At 64.8% G+C, this 19,481-nt stretch carries 26 protein-coding genes and 1 tRNA gene; 16 read left to right on the forward strand and 11 right to left on the reverse strand.

Annotated features, from left to right (window positions below):
• Nucleotides 1-596 precede the first annotated feature (596 nt).
• The gene (locus ASE63_RS06110; protein WP_156410218.1) at nucleotides 597-1,466 is read left to right on the forward strand and encodes a hypothetical protein; all 870 of its coding nucleotides are present in this window, start codon (nucleotides 597-599) and stop codon (nucleotides 1,464-1,466) included.
• Between the two features lie 350 nt (nucleotides 1,467-1,816).
• Nucleotides 1,817-2,089: a hypothetical protein gene (locus tag ASE63_RS06115; protein WP_056798142.1), complete on the forward strand. Its 273-nt coding sequence runs from the start codon at nucleotides 1,817-1,819 to the stop codon at nucleotides 2,087-2,089.
• A 1,305-nt stretch (nucleotides 2,090-3,394) separates the two neighbouring features.
• Here the strand turns inward: ASE63_RS06115 and ASE63_RS28260 are convergent.
• Complete coding sequence (locus ASE63_RS28260; protein WP_244491303.1) at nucleotides 3,395-3,880, reverse strand: helix-turn-helix transcriptional regulator; 486 nt, start codon at nucleotides 3,878-3,880, stop codon at nucleotides 3,395-3,397.
• Nucleotides 3,881-3,951: 71 nt separating this feature from the next.
• Between ASE63_RS28260 and ASE63_RS27095 the strand changes: the two genes are divergently transcribed.
• The 7 genes from ASE63_RS27095 to ASE63_RS06145 are packed head-to-tail and all read left to right on the forward strand — an operon-like array spanning nucleotide 3,952 to nucleotide 6,234.
• Nucleotides 3,952-4,371 carry a hypothetical protein gene (locus ASE63_RS27095; RefSeq protein WP_156410219.1) on the forward strand — a complete coding sequence of 140 codons (420 nt, stop codon included), beginning with the start codon at nucleotides 3,952-3,954 and terminating at the stop codon, nucleotides 4,369-4,371.
• On the forward strand, nucleotides 4,332-4,598 hold the full coding sequence (locus ASE63_RS06125; protein ID WP_056798144.1) for a hypothetical protein: 267 nt from the start codon (nucleotides 4,332-4,334) through the stop codon (nucleotides 4,596-4,598). The genes ASE63_RS27095 and ASE63_RS06125 overlap by 40 nt, the downstream gene beginning before the upstream one ends.
• A gap of 3 nt (nucleotides 4,599-4,601) precedes the next feature.
• The gene (locus tag ASE63_RS06130) at nucleotides 4,602-4,838 is read left to right on the forward strand and encodes a hypothetical protein (RefSeq protein WP_056798147.1); all 237 of its coding nucleotides are present in this window, start codon (nucleotides 4,602-4,604) and stop codon (nucleotides 4,836-4,838) included.
• A gap of 32 nt (nucleotides 4,839-4,870) precedes the next feature.
• Nucleotides 4,871-5,284 (forward strand): hypothetical protein, encoded by a 414-nt coding sequence (locus ASE63_RS06135; protein WP_156410220.1) that lies wholly within the window; start codon nucleotides 4,871-4,873, stop codon nucleotides 5,282-5,284.
• Nucleotides 5,285-5,315: 31 nt separating this feature from the next.
• Nucleotides 5,316-5,486 carry a hypothetical protein gene (locus tag ASE63_RS27100; RefSeq protein WP_156410221.1) on the forward strand — a complete coding sequence of 57 codons (171 nt, stop codon included), beginning with the start codon at nucleotides 5,316-5,318 and terminating at the stop codon, nucleotides 5,484-5,486.
• Nucleotides 5,483-5,866, forward strand: a complete 384-nt coding sequence (locus ASE63_RS06140; RefSeq protein WP_056798153.1) for a hypothetical protein — start codon at nucleotides 5,483-5,485, stop codon at nucleotides 5,864-5,866. The genes ASE63_RS27100 and ASE63_RS06140 overlap by 4 nt, the downstream gene beginning before the upstream one ends.
• Nucleotides 5,863-6,234, forward strand: coding sequence for a hypothetical protein (locus tag ASE63_RS06145; RefSeq protein WP_056798157.1), 372 nt, complete (start codon nucleotides 5,863-5,865; stop codon nucleotides 6,232-6,234). The genes ASE63_RS06140 and ASE63_RS06145 overlap by 4 nt, the downstream gene beginning before the upstream one ends.
• A gap of 86 nt (nucleotides 6,235-6,320) precedes the next feature.
• On the opposite strand, the gene ASE63_RS06150 is transcribed toward ASE63_RS06145, so the two are convergent.
• Nucleotides 6,321-6,581, reverse strand: a complete 261-nt coding sequence (locus ASE63_RS06150) for a hypothetical protein (protein WP_056798159.1) — start codon at nucleotides 6,579-6,581, stop codon at nucleotides 6,321-6,323.
• Between the two features lie 1,866 nt (nucleotides 6,582-8,447).
• Entirely contained in the window at nucleotides 8,448-8,741 is a 294-nt protein-coding gene (locus ASE63_RS06155) for a hypothetical protein (protein ID WP_056798162.1), read from the reverse strand.
• A 278-nt stretch (nucleotides 8,742-9,019) separates the two neighbouring features.
• Here ASE63_RS06155 and ASE63_RS06160 point away from each other — a divergent pair, with 278 nt between their 5' ends.
• On the forward strand, nucleotides 9,020-9,250 hold the full coding sequence (locus ASE63_RS06160) for a hypothetical protein (protein ID WP_348271343.1): 231 nt from the start codon (nucleotides 9,020-9,022) through the stop codon (nucleotides 9,248-9,250).
• A gap of 130 nt (nucleotides 9,251-9,380) precedes the next feature.
• On the opposite strand, the gene ASE63_RS06165 is transcribed toward ASE63_RS06160, so the two are convergent.
• Nucleotides 9,381-9,456 (reverse strand) — tRNA-Ala (locus tag ASE63_RS06165).
• A 117-nt stretch (nucleotides 9,457-9,573) separates the two neighbouring features.
• On the opposite strand from ASE63_RS06165, the gene ASE63_RS06170 reads away from it, so the two are divergent.
• The 3 genes from ASE63_RS06170 (at nucleotide 9,574) to ASE63_RS06180 (ending at nucleotide 10,947) form a co-directional block, all read left to right on the forward strand.
• Nucleotides 9,574-9,864 carry a YggT family protein gene (locus tag ASE63_RS06170; RefSeq protein ID WP_056798847.1) on the forward strand — a complete coding sequence of 97 codons (291 nt, stop codon included), beginning with the start codon at nucleotides 9,574-9,576 and terminating at the stop codon, nucleotides 9,862-9,864.
• A gap of 3 nt (nucleotides 9,865-9,867) precedes the next feature.
• Nucleotides 9,868-10,185: a DUF167 family protein gene (locus tag ASE63_RS06175; RefSeq protein ID WP_056798164.1), complete on the forward strand. Its 318-nt coding sequence runs from the start codon at nucleotides 9,868-9,870 to the stop codon at nucleotides 10,183-10,185.
• Between the two features lie 69 nt (nucleotides 10,186-10,254).
• Complete coding sequence (locus ASE63_RS06180; protein ID WP_056798850.1) at nucleotides 10,255-10,947, forward strand: carbonic anhydrase; 693 nt, start codon at nucleotides 10,255-10,257, stop codon at nucleotides 10,945-10,947.
• On the opposite strand, the gene ASE63_RS06185 is transcribed toward ASE63_RS06180, so the two are convergent.
• The 4 genes from ASE63_RS06185 to ASE63_RS06200 all read right to left on the reverse strand — a co-directional run bounded on the left by ASE63_RS06185 (nucleotide 10,944) and on the right by ASE63_RS06200 (nucleotide 13,205).
• Complete coding sequence (locus ASE63_RS06185; protein WP_082609699.1) at nucleotides 10,944-11,534, reverse strand: HutD family protein; 591 nt, start codon at nucleotides 11,532-11,534, stop codon at nucleotides 10,944-10,946. The genes ASE63_RS06180 and ASE63_RS06185 overlap by 4 nt on opposite strands.
• Nucleotides 11,535-11,634: 100 nt before the next feature.
• Complete coding sequence (locus ASE63_RS06190; RefSeq protein ID WP_244491304.1) at nucleotides 11,635-12,066, reverse strand: pore-forming ESAT-6 family protein; 432 nt, start codon at nucleotides 12,064-12,066, stop codon at nucleotides 11,635-11,637.
• A gap of 69 nt (nucleotides 12,067-12,135) precedes the next feature.
• Nucleotides 12,136-13,062: a site-specific tyrosine recombinase XerD gene (locus tag ASE63_RS06195; protein ID WP_056798172.1), complete on the reverse strand. Its 927-nt coding sequence runs from the start codon at nucleotides 13,060-13,062 to the stop codon at nucleotides 12,136-12,138.
• Nucleotides 13,059-13,205 carry a hypothetical protein gene (locus ASE63_RS06200; protein ID WP_056798175.1) on the reverse strand — a complete coding sequence of 49 codons (147 nt, stop codon included), beginning with the start codon at nucleotides 13,203-13,205 and terminating at the stop codon, nucleotides 13,059-13,061. The genes ASE63_RS06195 and ASE63_RS06200 overlap by 4 nt, the downstream gene beginning before the upstream one ends.
• A 171-nt stretch (nucleotides 13,206-13,376) precedes the next feature.
• On the opposite strand from ASE63_RS06200, the gene ASE63_RS28265 reads away from it, so the two are divergent.
• Together ASE63_RS28265 and aroB are read left to right on the forward strand one after the other, a co-directional pair.
• Entirely contained in the window at nucleotides 13,377-14,000 is a 624-nt protein-coding gene (locus ASE63_RS28265) for a shikimate kinase (RefSeq protein WP_056798178.1), read from the forward strand.
• A complete protein-coding gene (aroB, locus tag ASE63_RS06210) occupies nucleotides 13,997-15,151 on the forward strand; it encodes a 3-dehydroquinate synthase (RefSeq protein WP_056798181.1) in 1,155 nt (384 codons plus the stop codon). The genes ASE63_RS28265 and aroB overlap by 4 nt, the downstream gene beginning before the upstream one ends.
• Before the next feature lie 16 nt (nucleotides 15,152-15,167).
• On the opposite strand, the gene ASE63_RS06215 is transcribed toward aroB, so the two are convergent.
• A complete protein-coding gene (locus ASE63_RS06215; protein WP_056798183.1) occupies nucleotides 15,168-15,653 on the reverse strand; it encodes an Lrp/AsnC family transcriptional regulator in 486 nt (161 codons plus the stop codon).
• A gap of 144 nt (nucleotides 15,654-15,797) precedes the next feature.
• Between ASE63_RS06215 and ASE63_RS06220 the strand changes: the two genes are divergently transcribed.
• Nucleotides 15,798-16,958, forward strand: a complete 1,161-nt coding sequence (locus ASE63_RS06220; protein ID WP_056798854.1) for a PLP-dependent aspartate aminotransferase family protein — start codon at nucleotides 15,798-15,800, stop codon at nucleotides 16,956-16,958.
• Between the two features lie 21 nt (nucleotides 16,959-16,979).
• Here ASE63_RS06220 and ASE63_RS06225 read toward each other — a convergent pair whose 3' ends face one another.
• Nucleotides 16,980-18,794 (reverse strand): glucan ABC transporter ATP-binding protein/ permease, encoded by a 1,815-nt coding sequence (locus ASE63_RS06225; protein WP_056798186.1) that lies wholly within the window; start codon nucleotides 18,792-18,794, stop codon nucleotides 16,980-16,982.
• Between the two features lie 158 nt (nucleotides 18,795-18,952).
• Nucleotides 18,953-19,477, reverse strand: coding sequence for a CAP domain-containing protein (locus ASE63_RS06230; RefSeq protein WP_244491305.1), 525 nt, complete (start codon nucleotides 19,475-19,477; stop codon nucleotides 18,953-18,955).
• Between the last annotated feature and the right edge of the window lie 4 nt (nucleotides 19,478-19,481).

Here is a 19,481-nt window from a genome sequence, read left to right on the forward strand (position 1 = left end):
ACCCATACCAGCTCCGCCGCGCCGCCTCCTGCCACCTCAGCTCATCAAGGGGTCAAGATTGGACGCCGATCGGGGGGCAATATTGCGTGCCGTTTGACACGTCGAAGTCCACGACCGGCTCCAGCGCCTGGTCGAATTGAATGTCCGCCTCGGCTGGTCTGCTCGAAAGGGCGGGGCCGTCGCTTTGCGCAATCTCGAAAGAGGCTGGTCCGCAATCAGCAACGCTGCAGACCTCAAGGACGATCTGCTGTTCTGGATGGACGTGGCCGGCGAATCCTACAGAGATGATCTGCTGGGGGGGCTCCGCGCTGCACACCGGCATGTCTAGTGCGCTAGAAGATATACGGTTCGCCGTTCCGGGGCAGCCCGCGATGGGTGGGAGTACCTTTGATCAGATCACCGCGGGTATGGGCAATCAGCCTTCCCGGCCGTCGTTCGAAGCCGAGGGGCCGTCTCAGCCCTGGATGGGCTCGGCGCTCACTCAGATTGAGCGGACGGGCAGCCCGACCGGCAGGCCCATGGTTGCCGGCGCCCCGCTGCCGCCTCGCCGTCCCTCTAACCTCGCTGACGCGCCCGCGCCGGGAGCCGTCCCGGCCATGGGACAGACGGCGCAGCCCTATGCTGAGGATCTGTCCAACTCGCCGGATGCCGGCTCCCGCACCTTCGCCATTCGAGAGGCGCAGGCACAGGCAGGCCGCGGTGGCACGCTGGACGCTGCCCCGACGCCGCAGGGCTGGACCGTTCCGGGCGCTCAGGCCGACCAGCCTGCACCGGGCGCTGTCACTGCTGAAGGCCGCATGCCGGTTCTGACGAAGGACATGCCTCAGCCTCGCAATGCCCAGGAGGCAGCGGAATGGCGCACGACGAAGCAGGTGGAGAGCAACCGGAACAATCTCGGGAAGCTCTTTGAGTTGCTTACCAACCCGAACCTGCCGGCCAACGCGCGGGCAGTCGGAGAGGTCTTCCTGAAGGACCGCCTGGAGCAGTCCAAGGCGCCCGATAGCATCAAGGAATTCCTCTACGCCAAGGCCATGGGCTGGACGACGGCAAAAAGCCCGGGCGATTACGCGAAGGAGAAGCAGAACGCTGACACGCCTGCCATCCGTGAGTTCGAATACGCAAAGCGGAATGGCTATGCCGGCTCGCTCCTCGATTATGAGCGCGACAAGACTGCGAGCAGGGCGAAGGCCGGAGTTTCGGCTTCGGACCAGCGGGCGATGTTCTCGGCAGAAGATGAGCTGCCCGGCATAGACAGCACCATTTCGACTCTGGCCCGTGCACGTGAGTTGAGCGCCGCGTCGATATCCTGCGAGCTGGCCGGGCAGTTCTGGAGTGCCAGCAGGACATTGGCAGCGCCCGACCGCACACGCTCCATGAGGACGGCCGCTGCGATCAAGCTGCGATTGGCGGGAATGGTTGCCGCAACCGCTGCCGGCTGGGCCTCCCGCATGAATTGCGGGACGTGAACGATGTTCTCGCTCATCGCGCCACCTGCATATCGCGAGACTGCGAGGCGAGCGCAGTCCGAACCAGCGAGCGGATCGTGCTCGAAATGGACGTGTCGCGACGGACGGCTTCTGCCTCGATCGCGGCGCGAAGTTCAGGCTCCGCCGAGAGGGCGAGCTGTTCGGTTCGCTTTGGACGATTGGAACGCATAGGGGCCTCCATCTGCTGGAGGCAGCATGAATCATATGGAGTAAAAATGCAATGAAATCAGCTAGTTACCTGAAGTGGCCCGATATGGCTTGACGCAGACTGACTTGACTCGCGCGCGGTTGATGTTCCTTCTTCGTTCTCACGCATTAGAGGACAAGCGATGGCGACCCAGCCAGCGAACCAGCAGGTCGAAGACACCACGCTAGAAGCCGAAATCCACGCCGGCATTGAGGACCTGTTGGAGGAACACAGCACTGAAACCGCGGCCCTCCGCGCGCTCATGCACGAGTTCCTCGTGCTTCTGGCCAAAGGCGCGTTCAGCCGCTATTGCACTTTCGCCGGGAGGATGACGCGGCTCACGGAGGCGGAAATCTTCGCCGCAATGTTCGCCTCGTACTCGAACGCAGTGCCGACCTTCAAGTCGGCGTCGTAAACACTCGACCAAACGATTTCGCGAGTTTGTCCATCTACCAGACGGCTCCAAATCTTAATCTTGTCGTTGGCTTCACGGATCGTCCCATCCAGAATGAACCTGGGCGAGGGACGGGCGTTTGCGGCCGCTTTTCTCCCAAGGGTTGGAACAGTCTCGCTGCTGAAGATGGTAAAGCCGCCCGTAGAAGTAAGAGCCGCGAGGAGTTCATCGGAGAGCCCAGCCGCTGCGGCGGTGGACTCGGGATGGCGAGACAAATTGTCGAAGGGTTTGACAACGATTGAGGGGCGAGACGGTACCGCCGGGGGAAGCGGAGCGGGTCGGTCAAGCAGCATCGATAGGGCTACAAGAATGCTGACGGCGAGCATCGCAAAGCAGCTTTGCATTAATAGCTTCTTGCGCGAAATCATGCGAACGGCACGAGGGACCGAGGCGGAAGATATCTCCTGAAGCGGGACAGTGCTTGAACCCTCTCGACAGTGAAAGCGGGGGGCGTACCCCCCCTTGGGCATATCAATCAGAATCGGATCCTCCCTTCCCTGTAGGAGGTAATATCGCTCCAATCCCCGCCTAAGCCGTCCGGCCGCGATCCGAACGACCGGATCATTCATCGCGTCAAAATCTGTGCTCCGACCGAATACCGTGAGCGCGATCGAATATGCCTTAATTCGATCTGCGCGACCTGACAGTGTCTCCTCCACCACGTAGGACAGAAACGAGCGCAGGCGCTCGGGCATGTGGAAATCAACACTCGACAGGATCCTACGTAGCTGCTCGCGCACCTGCTCTGCGCTGGGCGTGAGCGCCGGTGGTACAATCGGCTCTGAACCGATTGGCCGTTGCTGTCCCATGACGCCCTCCGCAGGCCGTCGATCGCAACTCACCGCTAGCAGTTCTCGCGACTATGCAACTGTCGGAACAGACCAAGCAAGCGTGCAGAATCTCCCGGCACCAAACGAGAGCGGCATCCGGTGAATTCTTGGTTGCTGTTCTAACCGGTATTAAGCGCGATTTGCTGCCGGAGCGTTCCGCGAAAGCCCCAGAAGCCGACGCCACGGATGATGACTTGATGGCGAATAGACCACCCGTGCACAAAACGCAGACTAGCGAATGGCTATGACGAAGACCCTGCGAGCGGCATCCCTGCTTCCAGACATGCGGCCGATGGCCCGCATCCAAGAACGCGGCCGCGCCCGTTTGAAACTGCCGTTGCCCGTTCAGCCATGAACTCTCGCTCCTAGGAATAGCCCGTGCGCGCAGCTTAGGTTGGCGCTATGTAGATGCTTCGAGCACGATAGCACTTCCCGATCATGTCTTGCCGGGTTTCGGGTTGCCCTTCCCTCGGGCTCTTCCGATCAACGATGGCTCATCAGTGAGAGCAGCGCGCCGGTCGGCCTTTTCCGTACCGGATGCGTCGATGTTGGTCATGGCTCTATCGGCAGCGTCCGCGGCATGCGAGCGCACAACACCCGCCTTGGCCTCGATGCTTTCGCGCTGGGCCGATGTCGCTTCTGCAGGCTTCGCGAGCCGCACGCCCGGCTGGCCGTGGTTCAGGAACTCGACCCCAGCGGCCTCAAGCGCGGATTGGACGCGCTTTATAGTATCGAGGCCGCTGGTCAGCGTTTCCGGCCCCTTCCACTCCATTTTACGGATTGTATTGACGCTGACGCTAGCGCGCTCCGCCAGATCCGACTGTTCCATGCCGACGAGCGCGCGCGCCGCCTTCAACTGATATCCCGTTGTGAGCATTTCGATTTTTCCTATGACACACTCTTGAGTGTTTTCCAGCAACATCCAAGTGTTGACAAGCGCTATCTGCTACTATAGTTACCAGAAACATCACAAGGTTTCTGAGACACACGCAAATGAGCCTCGTCACTCTCGCCGCCGGCCGCATCGCTTTCAACAAGTCCGACGTCATGGCCTTGGCCCACCGCGAAGGCCGCTTCGCCTACCGCATGTGCCGCACCCTGGCCGAGCGCCGGACTCAGCTCTCCATCTGGCTCCGCAAGGCCTGGGCTGCTGCCAAGCGTGAGGCCGCGGACCTGAGGCGGCAGGCTGAGCAGGCTGCCGCCAATCGCGACCTCCTCGCCGCAGCGCTGCCGAAGCTGTGGCCCTCGTCGCCTCCTATGGCGGCGCTGCTGGCCTCCGGCAGGAGATCGAAGCCGAGCATTACCGGCAGCACTTCAACAGCGCCCGCGTCGCCACCCTGCGCGCAGCCCTCCACAGCGTCGGAGCCTGAACGATGGCACCCCATCATGAACTGCTGCCCCCGGCCTCTCTGAGGCTCCGCACCCGCCTTGCGCATATCCGCTGTGGCTTCTGCGGCTGCCGGGAGGCGCCCGACGAGACAGGCCGGATCATCACCATTCCGCACGCCAAGCAGGCGATCTGCGAGCTGTGCATCGACGAGGCCGATCTGATGGCCGACTGCGCCCGCCTTGCCCGTCGAGCGCCGAAGGCCAAGCGCGGCCCGTTCCGCCGCATCAACTCTCACCGCATCGGAGGCTGAACCATGGACCGCGATACGATCGATGGATTTGCCTCTCTCGCTGATGATCTGGTCATTCTGCTCGAGCTGGCCCGTGACATTGTCAATGACAGCTTCACGCCGGATATGCCTGCCGAAGCGAACCGCCTCCTGATCCAGGCCGAAACTTTGTTGGCTGTGACGAAGGAGAAGGCGGAAGGCCTCCGCAGCAATCTGTCAGCCGCCTACCGCGCGATGACCGTGAACAGCCCCGCCTCCTAGAATCTGCCTCGCAACATCGCTGGAGAATTCCAATGCCGAGCCCCACCGCTCCGGCAGCCGCCCCCGGCTTGCCCGCTACCGACTTCGCCGCGTCGATCTTCCCTCGCGCCAAGCTCGAAACCATGAGCATGCGCGATCTGTATAACATCTTCCAGTTGATCGGCTCCCTTCAAGGTGCGGTCACGCAGAGCCTGTTTATCTCGGGTCATGGTGGCCAAACGGCCGCAGGCGAAATGCTCGAAGAACTGAGCGGCGTGCTCGTCTGTGCGATGTCGGACGTTTCCGAAATGGTGCAGGCCCGCGAGCCCATTGATGCCGCCGAAGCGAATTGGCGCGGCTGGCTCCTGCTGTCCAACGCCGCGTTCTTCAGCGAAGACCTCACCGAAATCGCGCTGACGGCGGCCAACGCCGCATCTGTCGCGCACAAGCTCCGCTCTCACCAGTGATTTACCCCCCTTTCCAGAGGAGTGCTCTTTCGTGAGCCCTATTCGCATTAACCGGCGCCATAACAAGGGCAAGCCCGCTCGCGTGTCGAGCAAGCCCGTCACCCTCCCGACGTTCTCCTTCTACGGCCATCTGCCTGTCATTTTTTCGGATGGCGAGCTGATTATCGGCCGTCGCGTCATTCGCCTGGAGCGCCGCCGATGACCGCCGCCGAGGAAGCGCTTGCCCGCGAATGGGTCCGCGACATCAGTCGCGCGAAGGCCGATCCGGTCTTTGCCGCTATCGAACGCTGGCGCCCGCTTTGGGCCGCATTCTTAGCTACCGAGCAGATCGAAGACGCCAAGGATGCCGACGCCGCCATGAAGGAGGCGATCGGGCCGGCCTTCACCGCACTCCGCGACATCTACAAGACCCCGCCGACGACCCCGGCCGGGCTGGCCGCGATGATGGCCGTGATGCTGGAAGCGGACGGCGAGCACCTCAATCTCACCGACCCTGAAAATCCCGATGTGCTAGACGACGGCGAGCGCGGCCTGATTGCCGTTTTCCACTATGCCAAGCGAATGCTGGAGCAGATGCGATGAGCCTCGTGGATCTCCGCCACTATGCCGCGCTGCTCGATACCTCGCCGGCCGATAGCTTCGATCCGCTCAGTGACGACGAGGCGCTGACGCCCGTAGAGATGCAGGATGTTCGCACCATCCTGAGCGAAGTCGCTGCGCGGCTCGCTGATCGTTCCGGAACAATACCCGGCGCACGGCGTCGGCTCGGCGCCATTGTCGAGGCCCTCATAAGCGTGGCCGATGCTATCGACGGTGATTGCGAAGATGAAGGCGCCCAATGCGAGGACGAAGGCGGCCAGTGCGACGATGAGGGCGCGCCAGATGACAATGGCCTAGCCGACGCGGATGGGCTGAAGGAACAGGGCTTCGCCCTCAGGGTCAACGGGTGAAGAGTTGCAGATGGCGAAGTTCCTGTCACCAACGGCGACTAGCCAAGCGCCAGGTCATAACTCCAGAAATTCGGGCGGTGGCGCTGTCAGCCGACCCTATCAAGCACGGGAAGTTCGCGGCCCACGACAGCCATGTCGTGATCCGTCCAACTTGTGACGGCAAGCTCGACGGCGGCTCCATCCGCACAGAAGAGCAGCACCTTATCGGCGAACTCGCTTGGATCGGTGGTGGAAGAATCGCAGATAAGATAGCCGGTCCATAGGCCCGTCCGGTGCGTGTGAAACTGATACTGGGCCGCCAGCGCTCGCCCACTTCGCAGGGTGATCGTGCCATTTCCCGTAAGCATGACTGGTCTCCGCTTGATTGTGAAAATGTCTTCAGCTGCGCCCCCGCAGCTGATCGCTCTTCGGCGTATCTCCACGGGATCGGCTTCTTGTGCCGCTGCTCATGGTCGCGTTGCCTCTTGTTTCTCTTGTCGCTCAGGACGGACCAGGCCGATGACGGCTCCGAGCGGTATGACGCTTTCGGCTAACAAGAACGAGATGGCGCTTCGACGGGCGGAATAGTTGGCTCCGTCTCCGGCTTCAATATGTCAGAATGAACAGATTTGCTTCTTTGCCGAGCGGCCTTTGCTTGCTCGTTTTTGACCAGACGGTTCAACATCTCGGTGATGGGGTTATGGCCGTGCCGCGGGCGGGCGGGACTCATTGATCGAAAACCTCTCTACTTGACGGCCGAGCGTGGCTGCTGTGTTTCGGTTGCCTTTGGCGCGACGCTTGGAGCTGCGTAGAGCCTGATCGGCCACCATCCGATGGGATGGGGCAAGTCGTGCGGCCAGATGCGGGCGGGAAGCTTTTGGCAGAGCTGCCCTAACGACTGCATAATTCACAAGGCGCCTAATCGCATCTGGGAGCAAGCATTTCAGCGCCGCATGGCATGTCGCACCTCAAAGGTATTGGCTTTCTGATGCGGAACTTCATCATTCTCGGGGTTGGCGGATCGATTGCCAGTCTCAGAATAGTTGCCGCCCCAGCGTGGAACTCAACGGGCCTGCCCACCAGGCGAGGCCGTGCGGGGATTTTGTCACTCCCTTGCAGCCGGGAACGATTCAAACGGGCGTTGGTTGCGAGTCAAGTTGGTAGGAGTTGCCTTATTCCTCACCTGACGCTGCGATCGGAACTCGGCGAATGTCGTCGGCACCCAGTACACCCGACAAGCCGATCCGCGACATGGAACCAGGACTGAAGCCGAAGAGTTTGCAGTGCAAAATCGCACGCCGAGGCTTTGAATGTTCCGCTCGCCGACCTTCGTTACCTGCGCAATCGCTGTACTTCTCAGCTCTGCTGCCATGGCCCACAACCCCGGCAAAAACCCAGTTCACATTGGCGCGGAGGTTGTGCTGGGGCCGCGCTTGAGTTCCAGTCTCGGCACCTCAGCTCCGAAACACGAACCGCGACAGGAGGCGGTCGACCAAGTGGCGGACGAAACTCCGCTTCCCTCTCCCCGACGCAAAGTGCGGGTGGTGTATCCTGCGCTTTAAGGTTCACTGGTCAGTCCATCGCGAGCGCTTGACGCTTCCGCAAGGCAGAGAGAGCTATCGCATGTTGTCCGGCATCTAAATTCCAGGCGAACCCGGCCCCGGCGGCTTGTCGCTGGTCTCGGGAAAGTAAGCCGCGGCAACCTCGTCGTCTTCGAGCGCCGTTTCAAGCAGCCCGCGGAGTTCAGCGATTGTCGCGAAGGGCTTCCCACATCCAGCGCATACTACAAACGCCTCTTCATCAGTCCACTCAGGGATAAGAAGGCCGAACGCTCCGCATTCGGCGCAGGCAAATTGCGACGCACGCGACCTCAACGGCTCCTCCAAGGCACAGGCGCAGGCACAGCTGTCGAAAACTAGAGCATACGGCAACCGTGTCTAGAAAGCCGAAGGCAGAGCGCCCTTGCGCGAATTGCAGCGCGGCCTGCTCAATTGCTCCAATCAGTGCGACTGATGCGGCCGATTTGACTGATGCGGCCGATTTGACTGATGCGGCCGAAGAGCCCCTCCCAGACGCGTTTCACGCTGCATCCAGCGCACTCGTCGCTCGACTTCAAGAAGGAGGTTATAAAGGATTTCTTTAAAGAGGGTAGGAAGTCCGCCGGAAGGGCCGATGCCGTCGCTGCCGCCCTCAGGAAGCCTACGCAGTAAGCCTGTACCTTTAGCGCCTTTCGTCTAGAAAGTGCTTGGCGCGAGTTGAGCGCCAGACAGATACTTGCCGTCTTGACTGACGACATAGCTGATGACCGTGAGGTAGCGGTGAGTGAAGGTGGTCACCAGCAAGCTGATTTCATCGCCACCCGTGGGCACGAAGCGCACATTTTTTGCGAATTCTTGCTCGTCGATACCGCTCAGGTCGCCGAATATTGTACCGTAGCGCCGCTGGCCCTTCCTAGGTACAGCAAAGAGATATCTCACAAGCGCTTTCGTACCGTCATGCAGGATCAACCTGCCTTGGCCGGACTCCATGATGTTCTCGCTTAAAACTCACCTCAGCGCGCTAGCGGACAGAGGGATCATGCGCAGGGATGCCTCGCCGTTACATCCGGCGCCTGTCTCGGCTGAAAGGCAAGCATTCCAGTGTCGCAGGGGTGCGCGGCCAGAGCTTCAGACCGGAGCAGAGGCCGATGATATCCACGACCGGCGTTTGAATTCATAAGCCAGCTGCCGCCATGACTAGGAGTCGTGGATCAGCATTTGTCAGGCGGCTTCGCGACGGCTCGCGGTTTAGCTCCCAGCGCTCGTAATTGCTTGGTCAGGCGAGCGCCACGGCGCTGCGCAAGCAGATGGACAAGCTCACCATCCCCAAGCCCGCCGCCAAAATGACCGGGAGGCGAAAGACCGCCCGATGGATCAGACCCGAGCTGCTGGCGGAGATTGCGTATCGAGCCTGGACCGATGACGGAAAGCTGAGGCATGCGTCGTTCAAGGGGCTGCGCGAAGACGCCGATGAGGCGAGCATCTTTGCGCTCGGCTAGGTCCGGCAGATAATCGTGTTAGCTCGTTTGAGCACGGACTGATCCGCGCATGCTGTTGGGGTAAATGTTGGGGTAAGCCCACCAAGACCCGGCTAATCCCGTTTGATTTCAGGTGTTTAGCGCAAGGCCTTGGTGGAGCTGAGGGGATTCGAACCCCTGACCTCTGCAGTGCGATTGCAGCGCTCTCCCAACTGAGCTACAGCCCCGAGGCGCTGGCCTTCTAGGCCTAGCGTCGCGTGTCTGTCAATCGCCTGCGAGAGGAGTTTCGCAACGGCGCATCGAGACAAGCCGTGGCCGGTCAACGACGATGATGAGGAATGCAGATGCGTGCCGTTCTCGATGTGGTGATGCTCGTCCTGAACATCTACACATGGCTACTGATCGTATCCGCCGTCCTGAGCTGGCTGATCGCCTTCAACGTGGTCAACACCCGCAACCAGTTCGTCGCGACGATCTGGGACATGCTCTACCGGATTACCGAGCCGCTGCTACGGCCGATTCGCAACATGCTGCCCAATCTCGGCGGCATCGACATCTCGCCGATCATCCTGCTGCTCGGCATCTTCTTCATCGAGCGCGTGATTCAGCTCTATCTCTACCCCGCCGTGTTCTGACGCATGGGGGAGCCCTGGACGGTCGCAGGCGACGGCCTGCGGCTGACGGTGAGACTGACCCCGCGCGGCGGCCGCGATGCGATCGACGGCATCGAGGCGCTCGCCGATGGCCGCTTTGTCCTGAAGGTCAGGGTCCGCGCCGCGCCGAGCGACGGCGAGGCCAATGCCGCGCTCACCGCTCTTCTGGCCAGGGAGTTCGATCTGCCGCGCTCGGCTGTGACGCTCGTGGCGGGCGCGACTGCCCGTCTCAAGACGGTCGCGCTTATGAGCGTACCAGCGGCGCTGGACGAGCGCTTGCGCGACAGGCTGGCCTCCGCCTGAGCCGCGACTGCGCCTCCCGCAATGCAGCATGCGCTTGACGAAACCACGCTCCTGCTGTTCCAAGAAGGCATGGACAAGCCAGCAGCCCCCTTTCCCGACCGGCTGACGGAAGGCTACCGCGCCTTTCTCGACGATCGGTTCGACCGCGAGAAGGATCGTTACGAGCAGCTCGCGGAAACCGGCCAGACGCCGAAGATCCTGCTGGTCGGTTGCTGCGATTCGCGCGTCTCCCCCGAGGTGATCTTCGATGCGCGGCCGGGCGAAATGTTCGTCGTCCGCAACGTCGCCAATCTGGTGCCGCCCTTCTCCCCTGACGACCAGCTCCACGGCACCTCGGCGGCGCTCGAATATGCGGTCCAGGCGCTGAAGGTCGAGCATATCGTCATCCTCGGCCATGGCCGCTGCGGCGGCATCCGCGCCTTCGCCGATGATTCGCAGGGGCCGCTCTCGTCCGGCGACTTCATCGGCAGCTGGATCACGCTGATCGGCCCAGCCGCCGAGCGCACGGGCGGGCGCGGGCGCCACGAGACGCTGGAAGGCTATGTCGAGCGCCTCGCCTTCCAGTCGATCCAGCAGTCGCTGATCAATCTGCGCACCTTCCCCTGCGTGAAGATCCTCGAGGAAAAGGGCCGGCTGCACCTGCACGGCGCCTATTTCGCCGTCGCCACCGGCGTCCTGATGCTGCTCGACCCCGCCACCGGCCAGTTCGTGCCGGCGATCGGCGAAATGCCGCGCAAGGCCCAGCCGATCCGCTGCGATTAAAGCAGGCGAATTGTCGCCAGCAGCGCCTGCCCCGCATCAAGCGTCAGAGCAAACGGCGCCTCGGAATCAATGCGCAGCGCATGGCCGCTCGCGACGGCGAACTCGGCCTCGCCGCAGCGGCCGCGGACCGCACCGCCCGGCGCGTAGAGGATGTGGATTGCGCCGGCCGGCGCCAACGCTTCGCCGACAACAGGCGCGCTCAGATCGATATCGCAAAGCGCGCGATCGGCGATCAGGTTGACGACCTCGACCGGGCCGTTCTCGAGCTGGCTTACGAGCGGGATGCCGCCGTCATAGCGGACCGGCCGGAAGGGCTGCCGCAGGTCGATCTCGCCGTCCGGACCTTTCAGCACGAGGCCGCGGCCGACGACCACCGCCTGCAGACGCTCATAGCCGGAGAGATCGGAGAACGGGCCGGGCTCGACGATGGCTGTCCGACCGAGGCGCCAGATCATGCCGTCCCAGCTTCCCGGATCGGCACCGGGGCGGACCGCATCGGCAATGTCGAGCGTGACGCCGCCGCCGTTCTTCCACGGCTTGCTGCGGAACTGCTCGGGCCGGAGCGCCGTCATTCTGGGCTGCGTCATCGCGGGCTCACCTCGTCATGTGAAATCACGTCGGAAGCCGACCGCCTCTGCCAGAAGGGCGGCCGGCTCGACCGAAACGGCGCCGCAGCGCCAGACCAATCTACTGTGGCAGCGAAGCGCCGGCCTGCTTGATGGCGTTGCCGATCTGCGTGCAGAACGCCTGGGCGGTGCCGCCCTGAGCCTTGGCGAGCGCCTCGATGTCCTGGGTCATGCCCATGGCCGCGACGGTGCCCTTCTTGCCCTGCGCCTCGGCGGCGTCGCCAGCAGCCTTGTCGGCGGGCGCCGGGATCAGGTTGATCATCTTCTGCTGGATCGCGACGACATCGGCGCCGACATGGCCCTTCTCGGCGCAATAGCCGAGGACGCCGAGCTGGTTGCGCGCAGCCTGATAGGCCACGGCGAGCTGGTCGGCCTGGCTCTGGGCCAAAGCCGAAGCAGAAAGAGCCGGAGCCGAAAGTGAGAACAGAGCAGAAGCGAGGATAAGCGCCTTGGTGCTGGAAATCATGTCGGCATAGTCCTTGGTTCGCGGCAAGGCTGGTGCCTCCCCCACCGTCACTGGCTAGCCTCCGCCTCCGCTGCGAACAACCCCGCTCCGCGGGCATCAGCCATCGTCTGAGAGCGGGTGCAGATCGCGCACCATGCTCTTCAGGCGATCGTCGAGGACATGGGTGTAGATCTGGGTCGTGGCGATGTCGGCATGGCCGAGCAGTTCCTGAACGACCCGGAGATCGGCGCCGTTCTGGAGCAGATGGCTGGCGAAGGCGTGGCGCAGCACATGCGGGCTGAGGCTCGTGGAAAGGCCGGCAGCCCCTGCCAGAACCTTGAGGTCGCGACCGAAGGCCTGGCGGGTGAGATGGCCACTTTCGCCCTCGGCCGGGAACAGCCAGCGGCTCTCCGCGGCGCCACTCTCGCGCAGCGCGTCGAGCCAGCTGAGGGCTGCCTCGCGCGCCGCCTCGTTTAGCGGCACCAGCCGATCCTTGTCGCCCTTGCCGCGCACCACCAGGAAGCGCTCGCGCGTCGTCGCCGCCGACAGCGGCAGCGCGATCAGTTCCGAGACGCGCAGGCCTGTGGCGTAGAGCATCTCGATGAGGCAGCGCATCCTGAGCGCCCGCAGCCGCATCGGCCGCGTCAACCCGTCCTGCTCGCAGGCGAGCCTCGCCGTCTCGAGCAGCCGGTCGACCTCGGCCACCGAGATCACCTTGGGCAGCGGGCGCCCCTGACGTGGGCCCTCGATCGCGGCGGAAGGATCGCCCGGCGAAAACCCCTCGGTATAGAGGAAGCGGTGGAACTGCCGCACCGCCGAGAGCCGGCGCGCCGCCGAGGAGGCCTTTAGCCCACGTACCGCGATTTCGGCGAGCCAGGCTCGGATATCCTCGGCCGTGACGGCGTCGAGCGCCCGACCGCCCAAAAATTCGAGATAGTCGTCAATGTCGCGCTGATAGGCGTCGAGGGTGTTCCGGGCGGCGCCGCGCTCGGCCGCGAGCATGTCGAGGAAGCCGTTGAGGCGGGCGCGTGCGATCCGGCTCATTTCGGCTGCAGTTTCGCGGGCGGCACGATCTCGACCATCTCTCGCGGCACCGGCTGGACGAAGGTAACGAGGGCGACCATGCCGCCGAGGACCAGCCCGCCGAGCAGGGCCAGGAAGACGACGAATCTGAACAGGGTCGGCACGGCGCGGCAAATCCTCGAGCGAACGGTCGATGCGTCGGACCTACGCATCTTTTGGAGAGATGGCGGGCAGGGACAAGGGCGGCAAGGCCACAACTCGGCCAAATTCTGCAGGGTGCGGACATGACGCGGCGTCCCCCCTCATGCTAAACGGGCGCTGAGGACAACGCCGCAATGACCATCGCCGAGACGCTCGACCAGCCCGAGAGTGCGGAAGCCCGTGCAGACCGTGACGCCGTGCGCGCGGCGCTGGGCCAGCGCGCCGTCGTGCTCGTCGGGATGATGGGGTCCGGCAAGAGCTCGGTCGGCAAACGGCTGGCGGCGCGGCTCGGCCTGCCTTTCGTCGATGCCGACACCGAGATCGAGACCGCCGCCGGCATGACGATCCCCGAGATCTTCGCCCAGCGCGGCGAGGCCGAGTTCCGCGACGGCGAGCGCCGCGTCATCAGCCGCATCCTGGCGACGCGCCGGCCGCTCGTGCTGGCGACGGGCGGCGGCGCCTTCATGAATGCCGAGACGCGCCAGCGCATCGCCGAGCTCGGCATCTCGGTCTGGCTCAAGGCCGAGCCCGAGGTGCTGATGCGGCGCGTCCGCAAGCGTTCGAACCGGCCGCTGCTGCAGACCGCCGATCCCGAGGGGACGCTGCGCCGGATGCTCGCCGAGCGCGAACCGGTCTATGCGCTCTCCGATCTGACGCTGGTTTCGCGCGAGGAACCCCATGAGATCGTCGTCACGGCGGCGATTGCGGCGCTCGACGAGCATCTGCGCGCGAATCCCGACCAAAGGCCGCACCCATGACTGCCGAAGCGAAACAGACCTCGGGCGCAAGGATCGTGGTACCGGTCGCGCTGGAGGGACGCGCCTACGACATCCATATCGGCCGTCACCAGTTCTGCGAGGCGGCGGCGATGATCGCCGGCATGGCGCCTGGCTCCAAGGTTGCGCTGGTCACCGACGACAGCGTCGCCGCGCTGCATGCGCCGGCCCTGGAAACCTGCCTGCAGCAGGAAGGCATCGCGTTTACGCGCATCGCCGTCCCCCCCGGCGAGGCGACGAAATCCTATGACCGCTTCGTCGCGCTCTGCGACGCCCTGCTTGCCGCCAGGATCGAGCGTGACGACATCGTCATCGCGCTCGGCGGCGGCGTGGTGGGCGATCTCACCGGCTTCGTGGCCGCCGTGCTGCGACGCGGCGTGCGCTTCGTCCAGATCCCGACGACGCTGCTGGCGCAGGTTGATTCCTCGGTCGGCGGCAAGACCGGCATCAATTCCGGCCATGGCAAGAACCTGGTCGGCGCCTTCCACCAGCCGGCGTTGGTCATCGCCGACACCGCGCTGCTCGACACGCTGAGCGAGCGCGAGTTCAAGGCCGGCTATGCCGAGGTGGTGAAATACGGGCTGATCGACGACCCTGCCTTCTTCGACTGGTGCGAGGCCAACTGGACCCGGATTATCGCCGGCGGCCCGGAGCGCGACCATGCGGTCGCCGTCGCCTGCAAGGCGAAGGCCGCCATCGTCGCCCGCGACGAACGCGAGACGGGTGACCGCGCCTTGCTCAATCTCGGCCACACCTTCGCCCACGCGCTGGAGCGGCTGACCGGCTACGATTCCACTCGCTTGGTACATGGCGAGGCGGTCGCGATCGGGCTGGCGCTGGCCTTCCGCTTCTCGCAGCGACTGGGCCTCTGCTCCGGCCAGGATGCCATTCGCGTGTCCCGCCATCTCGACGCGGTCGGCCTGCCGAGCACGCTGCAGCAGGTGCCGGGCGGCGCGGGCAGCGCGCATGAGATCGTCGCCGCCATGGGCCAGGACAAGAAGGTCCGGCGCGGCGTGCTGACCTTCATCCTGGCGCATGGCATCGGCAGGAGCTTCATCGCGCATGGCGTCGCGGCCGAGGAGGTCCAGGCCTTCATCGAGAGCGAGCTCTCGGCCAACGGCCGGGCCCACTGAGGCGATACCGCGCGGCTCAGATGCGGGCGCCGCCAGCGAAGGGCTGCGCCACGGGGCCGACCACCTCCCGCATCGCGATATAGGTGTGGTATTCCGAGACGGTTGGATCGTCGTGGAACACCTCGCGGGCGAAGGCGGCATAGGCCGCCATGCTCTCGACCTGCAGATGCAGCACGAAATCCGCTCCCCCCGTGACATAGGATGCGTGCCTGATCTCGGGCCGCGACTGGAGCTTGCGCGAGAATTCGCCGGCCGTGCGTGAGCCGTGCTCGATCGAGACCAGGACATGCACCGTCACCGGCACGCCGAGGATCTCGGGGCTGACCACCGAGACGTCGGCCATGATGACGCCTTCCGCCCGCAACCGCCGCAGCCGCCGCAGCACCGCGCTCTGGGACAGACCGACCCGCTCCGCGAGGATGCGCGCCGGTGTCTGGTTGTCGCGCTGCATCTCCTTGAGCAGCGCGTGGTCGAAATGGTCGAGCTCGACTGTTTTCGTCATGCCAATCTCGTCGAACGATCAAATTCGCTGCCATGTAGCTGAAATATGCGAAATTGACCAAGCGTTTCGGGGCATCATGGCCTTAGGCGCCGCACACGAAGACCGGATCGGCCGGTTCTGATTACGGGCGCAGGATAGATGGTCATGGCCGCCAAGAACCTCATTCCCAGCAAGCGCACCCTCGCCGCCCAGGCCATGGGCAAGATCGACCCGCTGACCAAGGCCGTGGTCCCGCCGATCCATGTCGCGACGACCTATATCCGCGACGAGGACAACGCCTACTCGACCGGCTTCGTCTATGGCCGGCCGGACAACGAGACGATCCACGAGGCGCAGGCCGTCCTCGCCATGCTCGAGGAGGCGAAGGCCGGGGCGCTGCTGTTCGGCTCCGGCATGGCCGCCGCGACCGCCGTCTTCCAGGCGCTCTCGCCGGGCGACCACGTCGTCGCCTCCAAGGTGATGTACTGGGCCCTGCGCGCCTGGCTGCTCACCGAGGCGACGCGCTGGGGGCTCAAGGTCGAGTTCGTCGAAACCGACAACCTCGCCGCGCTCAAGGCCGCGGTCAGGCCGGGCGAAACCAAGCTGGTCTGGATCGAGACGCCTTCGAACCCGCTCTGGACCATCACCGACATCGCCGCGGCAGCCGAGATCGCCCACAAGGCCGGTGCGAAGCTCGCGGTCGATTCGACCTGCGCCTCACCGGTGCATACCCGCCCGCTGACGCTCGGCGCCGACATCGTCATGCATGCGGCGACCAAGGTGCTGAACGGCCATTCCGACGTCGTCGCCGGAGCTCTCTGCGCCCGCGAGGACGATGCGTTCTGGAACCGGGTCAAGACGGTCCGGAAGGGCCAGGGCGGCATCCTCGGCCCGTTCGAGGCCTTCCTGCTGATGCGCGGCATGCGCACGCTGCATCTGCGCCAGGAGCGCCAGAGCGCCTCGGCAATGGCGCTGGCTGAGCGGCTTTCGGCGCATCCGCTGGTGGCCCGCGTGCTCTATCCCGGCCTGCCGCAGCATCCCGGCCACGACATCGCCGCGCGCCAGATGGAGGGCGGCTTCGGCTTCATGCTCTCGATCCAGCTCGTCGGCGGCGAGGCGGCGGCGGTTAAGACGGCGGCGCATGTCGAGATCTACAAGCGCGCCACCTCGCTCGGCGGTGTCGAGAGCCTGATCGAGCACCGCGCCTCGATCGAGGGCGCGGGCTCACCCTGCCCGCCCGATCTGCTGCGGCTTTCGACCGGCATCGAGGACCTCGACGATCTCCATGCCGACCTCGACCAGGCGCTGAAGACCGGACACCGCTGAAAGGCGGGCGCGACGCCCGCCTCAATCGAGCGTGAGCTTGCCTGCCAGCGGGCTCGCCGCGTCGTCCGGGAGCGCGGCAGGCTTGTCGGTGACGAGATACTGCGCCCGTGCCAGCGCGGCGAAGCGCCCGCCCTTGGCGACGAGCTCCTCGAAGGAGCCCATTTCGAGCACCTGGCCCTGCTCGAAGACCAGGATGCGGTCGGCGTTGCGGATGGTGGCGAGGCGGTGGGCGATGACGAAGGTGGTGCGCCCCTTCATCACCTCCTCGAGCGCCTTCTGCAGCTTGACCTCGGTCGCGGCGTCGAGCGCCGAGGTCGCCTCGTCGAGGATCAGGATCGGCGGGTTCTTCAGCAGCGCGCGTGCTATCGACAGTCGCTGGCGCTCGCCGCCCGAAAGCGTCCGCCCGCGCTCGCCGACCAGCGTGTCGAGCCCGTCCGGCTGGCGCGCCATCACCTCGGTCGCCTGCGCCCGGTCGAGCGCCTCCATCATCTCCTCGTCGGTCGCGTCCGGCTTGCCGACGGTCAGGTTCTCGCGGATCGAGCGCGCGAACAGCATCGGCTCCTGAAAGACGACGCCGATGTTCCGGCGCAGCGACAGGAGCGAGATCTCGCGGATGTCGAGCCCGTCCACGGTGATCCGTCCCGATTGCGGATCGAAGGCGCGGTGCAGCAGCCCCAGCGTCGTCGACTTGCCGGAGCCGGTCGAACCGACGATGGCGATCGTCTCGCCGGGGGTCACCGAGAACGAGACGTCGCGCACCGCGGCGCGCTTGCCGTCATAGGAGAACGAGACATCCTCGAAGGCGACCGCGCCCGCGAGCCTGCCGGCATCGGTGGCGCCCTGCGGGTCGCGCACCGAGGGCAGCGTGTCGACGACCTCGAAGAACTCGCGCATCTTCGGGGCCTGCATGAAGATGAAGTTCACGAAGGAGACGATCTGCTCGAGCCGCCCGACCAGCATCGTGGCGAAGCCCATGAAGGTGACGATCTCACCGACCGTGGTCAGGCCCCGCATCAGGAGCCAGGTCCCGACGACGAAGATCGCGAGTACGGTCAGCGTTGCCGAGGCGCGGGTCGCGACCGTTGCGATCGCCCACCAAGACAGCACCGGAAGCTGCGCCTCGAGCAGGCTGGTGATCGTAGAGCGCAAGCCCCTGACCTCGGCCTCGATCCGCGTGAAGCTCTGGATCACCGGCACGTTGCCGAGCGCATCCGAGGCCCGCTCGGCGAGGTTGGAATGGTAACTCTCGACACTGCTCTGCAGCCGGTCGGTCTTGCGCAGCACATAGGCAGTGAGCAAACCGAACAGCACGACAAGGCTGATCAGCAGCAGGCCGAGCTGCCAGTTCTTCCAGAGCGTGAAGGGCAGCAGCACGAACAGCGCGACGATTGAGGCGCAATGCTCGCGGAAGAAGGAGAGCCACAGCGCCCACATCGCGTTGGTGCCGTCGAGCATCACCTTCAGCACGCGCCCGGAATGCGTCTGCGTGTGATAGGCCAGCGGCAGCGTCAGCGCGTGCTCGAAATACTCCGCCATCACCGCCAGCCGCCGGCGATGCGCCAGCCTGTCCGCATGCAGGGCGACGAAGACGCCGATCGCGATGTTGGCCAGACCGAACGCGACCCAGGCGCCGATCAGCGTGCCGATGCTGGCCCAGGTCACGGTGCCCCCGGCCGTCTGGATGGTCGTCAGCCGGTCGATCAGCGCGCCGAACAGCAGCGGTTCGGCAAACGACACCGCCGCCAGCAGGATGTTGGCGAACGCCAGGACGACGCCGAGCCGCCTTTCGGGGCCGAGCGCGCCGAGGACACGGGCGTAGAGAGAGAAGAGCGACATCGCACCTAGCTTTAGCGAACGGCGCGGCGCCGACAAGCTCTCAAGCTTTGCGCTTCCTTCGATCCGCTGCTTCCGGGTTGCCGGAGCCGCCTACCGCGCCCGGCTTCCGCGTTCGGCTTGCAGGTGTGTCATCCCGGACAAGCCGCCCGCGGCAGTTGTCACGGCGCCAGGACCAGCGCCCAATAGACCTGATATTTCGAGCCCGGAGCATAGGCCGTCGCGATGCCCATGCGCTTGGCGCCCGGCGTCTTCATGACGCGATCGTGCTGCGGTGAATCCCGCCAGCCTGAAAAGGCCTCGGCCAGGCGCCGGTAGCCCGCCGAGAGATTGGCTTCCGCCCCCGCCTGCCCGCCGCGCGCCAGCCGCGCCTTGACGGCCTCGGCCTGAGCCGGCTTGTCGGCCGCCGCCATCGCGCTCGCCTCCTGCTGCGCGGCGTCGACCAGCTCGGGATCGAGCGTCAGCGTGCCGAGCCCGGCATTCATGCGATAGGCCGAGATCATGGCGCGCGCCTCGTTCGCATCGACGCGGGCCGAGGCCGAGCCGAGATCGCGGTAGAAGGCCGGCTGGCTGGTGCGGACAGGCTCGGTGCAGCCGGCCGCGCCGAGCAAGGCGAGCGCTCCTGCGACGAAGGCGGGGCAGGTCATCGGCCGGACTCGCGCCCGGTCGCCGCGGAGGCTGAACATCGCA

This window comes from Allobosea sp. Root381 (assembly GCF_001429395.1).
Lineage (GTDB): Bacteria > Pseudomonadota > Alphaproteobacteria > Rhizobiales > Beijerinckiaceae > Allobosea.

Excerpts from the sequence above, each read along its gene's own strand:
- ASE63_RS06180 (WP_056798850.1), top strand. The coding sequence starts at position 10,255 with ATGGACAAGCCAGCAGCCCCCTTTCCCGACCGGCTGACGGAAGGCTAC.
- ASE63_RS06185 (WP_082609699.1), bottom strand. The coding sequence starts at position 11,534 with ATGACGCAGCCCAGAATGACGGCGCTCCGGCCCGAGCAGTTCCGCAGC.
- ASE63_RS06115 (WP_056798142.1), top strand. The coding sequence starts at position 1,817 with ATGGCGACCCAGCCAGCGAACCAGCAGGTCGAAGACACCACGCTAGAA.
- ASE63_RS06215 (WP_056798183.1), bottom strand. The coding sequence starts at position 15,653 with ATGACGAAAACAGTCGAGCTCGACCATTTCGACCACGCGCTGCTCAAG.
- ASE63_RS06170 (WP_056798847.1), top strand. The coding sequence starts at position 9,574 with ATGCGTGCCGTTCTCGATGTGGTGATGCTCGTCCTGAACATCTACACA.
- ASE63_RS28265 (WP_056798178.1), top strand. The coding sequence starts at position 13,377 with ATGACCATCGCCGAGACGCTCGACCAGCCCGAGAGTGCGGAAGCCCGT.
- ASE63_RS06220 (WP_056798854.1), top strand. The coding sequence starts at position 15,798 with ATGGCCGCCAAGAACCTCATTCCCAGCAAGCGCACCCTCGCCGCCCAG.
- ASE63_RS06140 (WP_056798153.1), top strand. The coding sequence starts at position 5,483 with ATGACCGCCGCCGAGGAAGCGCTTGCCCGCGAATGGGTCCGCGACATC.
- ASE63_RS06135 (WP_156410220.1), top strand. The coding sequence starts at position 4,871 with ATGCCGAGCCCCACCGCTCCGGCAGCCGCCCCCGGCTTGCCCGCTACC.
- ASE63_RS27095 (WP_156410219.1), top strand. The coding sequence starts at position 3,952 with ATGAGCCTCGTCACTCTCGCCGCCGGCCGCATCGCTTTCAACAAGTCC.
- ASE63_RS06225 (WP_056798186.1), bottom strand. The coding sequence starts at position 18,794 with ATGTCGCTCTTCTCTCTCTACGCCCGTGTCCTCGGCGCGCTCGGCCCC.
- ASE63_RS06110 (WP_156410218.1), top strand. The coding sequence starts at position 597 with ATGGGACAGACGGCGCAGCCCTATGCTGAGGATCTGTCCAACTCGCCG.
- ASE63_RS28260 (WP_244491303.1), bottom strand. The coding sequence starts at position 3,880 with ATGTTGCTGGAAAACACTCAAGAGTGTGTCATAGGAAAAATCGAAATG.
- ASE63_RS06195 (WP_056798172.1), bottom strand. The coding sequence starts at position 13,062 with ATGAGCCGGATCGCACGCGCCCGCCTCAACGGCTTCCTCGACATGCTC.
- ASE63_RS06230 (WP_244491305.1), bottom strand. The coding sequence starts at position 19,477 with ATGTTCAGCCTCCGCGGCGACCGGGCGCGAGTCCGGCCGATGACCTGC.
- ASE63_RS06150 (WP_056798159.1), bottom strand. The coding sequence starts at position 6,581 with ATGCTTACGGGAAATGGCACGATCACCCTGCGAAGTGGGCGAGCGCTG.
- ASE63_RS06145 (WP_056798157.1), top strand. The coding sequence starts at position 5,863 with ATGAGCCTCGTGGATCTCCGCCACTATGCCGCGCTGCTCGATACCTCG.
- ASE63_RS06130 (WP_056798147.1), top strand. The coding sequence starts at position 4,602 with ATGGACCGCGATACGATCGATGGATTTGCCTCTCTCGCTGATGATCTG.
- ASE63_RS06125 (WP_056798144.1), top strand. The coding sequence starts at position 4,332 with ATGGCACCCCATCATGAACTGCTGCCCCCGGCCTCTCTGAGGCTCCGC.
- ASE63_RS06175 (WP_056798164.1), top strand. The coding sequence starts at position 9,868 with ATGGGGGAGCCCTGGACGGTCGCAGGCGACGGCCTGCGGCTGACGGTG.
- ASE63_RS06155 (WP_056798162.1), bottom strand. The coding sequence starts at position 8,741 with ATGGAGTCCGGCCAAGGCAGGTTGATCCTGCATGACGGTACGAAAGCG.
- aroB (WP_056798181.1), top strand. The coding sequence starts at position 13,997 with ATGACTGCCGAAGCGAAACAGACCTCGGGCGCAAGGATCGTGGTACCG.